The organism is Candidatus Deferrimicrobiaceae bacterium (assembly GCA_035256765.1).
GTDB lineage: Bacteria > Desulfobacterota > Deferrimicrobia > Deferrimicrobiales > Deferrimicrobiaceae > CSP1-8.
Window position 1 is genome coordinate 1 of the sequence record DATEXR010000255.1, and the last position, 3,793, is coordinate 3,793.

The following is a 3,793-nucleotide window of genomic DNA, read 5'->3' on the forward strand; positions in this document are numbered from 1 at the left end:
AGGTTCTGGGTCAGGAAGGGTCCCCCGACCGGCATGATCATTCTTCCCCCGTTCCGCAGCTGGCTCAGCAGGGGGGGCGGGATGTGGCCCCCCGCGCACGTGACGATGATGGCGTCGAAGGGGGCCTTCTCCTTCCAGCCGTAATACCCGTCCCCCTTCCGGACGAACACGTTCCGGAGTCCGAGGGACTCGAGGTTCCTGCGCGCGCGATCCGCGAGGGACGGAAAGATCTCGACGGTGTACACCTCGCCGGCGATCTTCGCGGCGATTGCCGCCTGATACCCGGAGCCCGTCCCCACTTCCAGGACGCGGTCCCCCGGTTTCAGGCGCAGGATCTCGGTCATGAACGCGACGACGTAGGGCTGCGAGATCGTCTGCCCCTCGCCGATCGGAAGCGGCCTCGGGTCGTAGGCCCTCGTGCGGTATTCGGCGGGGACGAGGAGATGACGAGGGACCTCCCGCATCGCCGCGAGAACCCGGGGATCCGAAATTCCCTCCCCGGCGATCTGGTCCCTCACCATCGCCTGTCGCTTTTCGTGGTACGGATCCTCCTGCGCTCCTCCCGGCGGAGCCGGGAGACAGAAAAGAACCGCCCAGAGGGCGATGACGAACCGGCGGGAACGCATCCTCCTCACCCTGTCGGGAACGTTCAGGAGATTCCCAAAGCCTTGGCTGTCTTCCGGACATCCGCCGGCTTCACCCAGAGCATGGCCCCGAAATGTCCTTTCCCGTCCGCGACCGCTTCGAGGGCTGTCACATTGATGCCGGCCCGGCCGAGCTTCTCCATGACCCCGTGGACCGCACCCGGCCGGTCACCGCCCTGGATCAGGAAGACGGTCCTCTTCCCGGTCAATCGAAAACCGGCCTTCCTCATCGCTTTCTGGAATGCGGCGGCGTTCGCGGGAACGAAGTCCATCTGGGTCTTCCTCCCTCTCGGGAAACCGGAAAACGCCACGAGGTTCACCTTGTGGTCCTTCAGCGCCCGGAGGACGCGCGCTCCTTCGCCCGGCCTGTCCGGAATTGCGAGCTTCCAATAAAAGGCCTTCGTGATCCGGTCCGCCATCTCTCTCCTCCTCCGGGAGGATTTCCTCCCTCTCATCGGTTGTCTTCCGTTCGCTTGTCCTTCTTGTCGCGATCCCCCTCCCGTTTCGACGCCTCCCGAAGCGCCGCGAGGCGGTCCTCCACGAGACGATGGAAAGTCCCCTCGGGGTAGCTGCCGTCCTGCCCGATCTCCCCCGTTTTCGTCTCCATCAGGATTTCGATTCCCTCCTCGAGGTGATCGATGGCATGGATATGGAATCTTTTCTCTCCGACCGCCTCGACGACGTCTTTCCTCAGCATCAGGTTCCTGACGTTTCGTTCCGGGATGATGACCCCCTGCGAACCGTCGAGCCCCCGGAGACGGCAGAGATCGAAGAACCCCTCGATCTTCTCGTTGACCCCGCCGATCGGCTGCACGTTTCCGCCCTGGTCCATCGAACCGGTGACGGCGACCCCTTGCCTGACGGGGACGCCCGAGATCGCGCTCAGGAGCGCGTAGAGCTCCGCGCAGGTCGCGCTGTCCCCCTCGATCATCCCGTACAGCTGCTCGAAGGTGATCGACGCCGTGAGGCTGATCGGTTTCTTCCCCGCATACCGGCTCCCCAGGTAATGGGACAGGATGAGAACGGCTTTTTCATGGATCTTCCCGGAAAGCTTCGTTTCCCGCTCGATGTTGAGAACCCCTCCCTTGCCGGGATACACGGTGGCCGTGATCCGCGACGGCTTTCCGAAGGAGTAGTCCCCCGTCCCCAGAATGGCGAGGCCGTTGACCTGCCCTTTCCTCGCTCCCGAGGTCTCCACGATCAGCGTCCCCTCCGCCATCACCTCCCGCAGCCGATCCTCGACCCGGCTGTGGCGGTAGATCTTCTCCCGGATCGCCCTCTCGACGTGAGCGCCGGAGACCACCGAAGTTCCTTCCTTGACCGCCCAGTAATGGGATTCCCGGATCAGGTTGGAGACGTCGCTGAACTTGGAGGTCAGCTTCTCCTGGTGTTCCGCGAGACGGGAGCCGTATTCCACCACCTTACCCACGCCGGAAGGATCGAAAGGGAAAAGGCTCTCCCCTTTCGCCTTCGTCGCCACGAAGGAGGCGTATTTCCGGATGTTCTCCTCCGACCTGTCCATCCGGTTGTCGAAGTCCGCCTTCACCTTGAACAGCTCCCGGTACTCCTCGTCGAGGTTGTACAGGAAGTAGTAGATTTCGGGGCTCCCGATCAGGATCACCTTCAGGTCGAGAGGGATCGGCTCCGGCTTTATCATCGCCGCGGGGGCCGAACGGTACGGCTCCCACACGTCTTCGATCTTCACCTCGCAGTTCCGGATGGCCCGTTTCAGGGCGTCGTAGGAAAAGAGATTCCGGAAGAGGTCGAGGGCGTTGATGACCAGGAACCCGCCGTTCGCCTTGTGCAGGGAGCCCGCCTTGATCATGGAGAAGTCCGTGATGGCGGCTCCGTACTGGAACTTGTGCTCCATCCGGCCGAAGAGGTTGTAGTACGTGGGGTTGCTCTCGAAGACGCAGGGCCCGCCTTTCCTGCCTCCGTTGTTCACGATCACGTTCACGGTGTACTTGAGGAAATCGGGCTCCTGCCTCGCCAATTTCAAAAAAGGCACCGCCGGCGCGGCGGCCTCGTCGGAGGGGGCCTTGAAGTCGTCGATGTTCTCGAGGATGTCTTCCTCCACGTCGTCCAGGTAGGACATCAGTTTCGGGTCCCGCCCGTACGGGGCGCGTATGTCCTCGATCCGGTGCCCGAGGACCGAGAGAGCGGCATGCCGCTCCAACTCCCGAAGCTTTTCCTTGGCGTCTTTCTCCTGGACCTTCAGCATCCTCTTCGCGTCGTCGATCTTTTCCTGGATCTTCCTCCCGTTCTCCCGGATGCGGTTTTTCGCGTTTTCGTCGAGCGCGTTGTATTCCTCCTCCGTAAGGGGCTCACCCGAACTGCCGACCGCTCCGATGGCATAGCCGCCCATCGCGGGCCGGACCTGGAACCCTTTCTCGCCCGCCTCCCGCTCCAGGGAGGAAAATATCTCCTTCTGCCGGGACTGGAGTTCCTCCATGAGGATATGGTTCTGTTTCTTGTAATCCTTCGAATCGAATATCTTCGGGATTTCCACTTTCAAGGCAGCGATCAGCTCCGCCATGTCCTTCTGGAGCGCGACTCCCCGGCCCGGCTCGAGGGAAAGGGCGATCGGCTCGGTCGGGTCCCGGAAGTTGTAGACGTAGCACCAGTCGGGCGGAACCTTCTCCCCTTCCGCCTTTTTCGATATGAAGGAACGGATCGCCGAAGTCTTCCCCGTCCCGCTCTCGCCCAGCACGTAGATGTTGAATCCCGTGCTGGCGAGGTTCAGGCCGAAGTCGATGGAATCGAGGGCCCGCTCCTGGCCGACGATCCCGTCCAGCGGCGCCAGCTCTTCCGTCGTCCGAAAGGAAAAGAAGCGCTCGTCGCAGGCCCGGTACAGGTCATCGGGGGAAAGCAACCTGGCCATGCATCCCTCCTTCGTGATCGGGAAAGGGGGAACGGAAATCCCCCGGCGGTTCCGGATTATCCTCGTTCATCATAGAAACTTCCCCGAAAAATAAAAAGGGGACCGGGGAAAACGGACCGTCAGCCTTAGTGCTGCGTCTCGTAAATACGGTATCGTATCAGGGCGATGCCCTAAGGCGTTTTTCCTCCCGATGCCCGGGGCTCGCGGGGGGCTTCCTATTCGCTACGCTCGCGACCTGCGACCGCTCGCTGCCGATTCCGCTCGACGC

The 3,793-nt window shown here is 62.3% G+C and carries 3 protein-coding genes; all 3 read right to left on the reverse strand.

Features of this window, described 5'->3' with window-relative positions; all coding sequences use genetic code 11:
- Positions 1-626, reverse strand: a 626-nt coding sequence (locus VJ307_08510) for a protein-L-isoaspartate(D-aspartate) O-methyltransferase (GenBank protein ID HJX74183.1), incomplete at its 3' end; no start/stop codon positions are given.
- Positions 627-649: 23 nt separating this feature from the next.
- On the reverse strand, positions 650-1,063 hold the full coding sequence (locus tag VJ307_08515) for a hypothetical protein (protein HJX74184.1): 414 nt from the start codon (positions 1,061-1,063) through the stop codon (positions 650-652).
- A 32-nt stretch (positions 1,064-1,095) separates the two neighbouring features.
- Positions 1,096-3,525 (reverse strand): ATP-binding protein, encoded by a 2,430-nt coding sequence (locus VJ307_08520; GenBank protein ID HJX74185.1) that lies wholly within the window; start codon positions 3,523-3,525, stop codon positions 1,096-1,098.
- Between the last annotated feature and the right edge of the window lie 268 nt (positions 3,526-3,793).

Excerpts from the sequence above, each read along its gene's own strand:
- VJ307_08515 (HJX74184.1), bottom strand. The coding sequence starts at position 1,063 with ATGGCGGACCGGATCACGAAGGCCTTTTATTGGAAGCTCGCAATTCCG.
- VJ307_08520 (HJX74185.1), bottom strand. The coding sequence starts at position 3,525 with ATGGCCAGGTTGCTTTCCCCCGATGACCTGTACCGGGCCTGCGACGAG.